We start from the raw sequence: 864 nt of genomic DNA on the forward strand, positions 1-864 counted from the left end.
CAGAGGCAGGCGTTTGAGCCGTCGTGGCGTTAAGGGTGACGCAAGGTTCAACGGACTCATGGCGCGGCTCCTGGTCAAAAAACACACAGACATCTTCAGCGCTGCATATTCTTTTAAGTTATTTATTTATGGATTTACAAATATTTACTGCATAAGAGATTGCCTTTATAAGGAGTCGACCTAATGCATATCCAATGCATTTCCCGGATATTTTTTATGTGAAAAATGCATATCGACTTGCGCCAGTTACGACACTTCATCGCCCTCGCCGAACAACGCAGTTTCGTCGCCGGCGCGCAGGCGGTGAACCTGTCGCAGTCGGCGTTCAGCCGCAGCATTCAGGCGCTGGAACACAGCGTTGGCTGTCAGTTGATCGATCGCGGGCGCAAGGAACTGCCGCCGACCAAGCAAGGCCAGGTGCTGCTCGAGCATGCCCGTCGACTGGTCAGCGGCGCGCAGCAGATGGCCAACGAGATCAGCCAGTTCAATGGGCTGGAGGCGGGCGAATTGCGCTTCGGCTGCGGCCCGGCGCCGGCGGCCGGATTGATCCCGCGGGCGATCGGCGCGTTCATCGGGCGCTACCCGAAAGCGCGGGTGCAATTTCAGGTCGATGACTGGCAGAGCCTGAGCAAACGCCTGCTCAGTGAGGAGTTCGAATTCTTCGTCGCCGACACCCGACACTTCGAGGCCGATCCGGATTACCTGACGTACCGCTTGCGGCCGCGCAAATGGTATTTCTGCTGCCGTGCCGGGCATCCATTGGCGGCATTTGAACGGGTCACCGCCGAGCAATTGATGGGTTATCCACTGGCGGTAAGCATCCGCCCGCCGAACCTGCGCAAGGTCATCGTCGACCTCAGCGGC

The 864-nt window shown here is 58.0% G+C and carries 1 protein-coding gene; it reads left to right on the forward strand.

Features of this window, described 5'->3' with window-relative positions:
• Nucleotides 1–225 precede the first annotated feature (225 nt).
• Nucleotides 226–864, forward strand: a 639-nt coding sequence (locus DBR18_RS25205; protein WP_256588962.1) for a LysR family transcriptional regulator, incomplete at its 3' end; no start/stop codon positions are given.

Origin of the sequence: Pseudomonas sp. HMWF021 (assembly GCF_003061005.1) — a bacterium.
Classification (GTDB): domain Bacteria; phylum Pseudomonadota; class Gammaproteobacteria; order Pseudomonadales; family Pseudomonadaceae; genus Aquipseudomonas.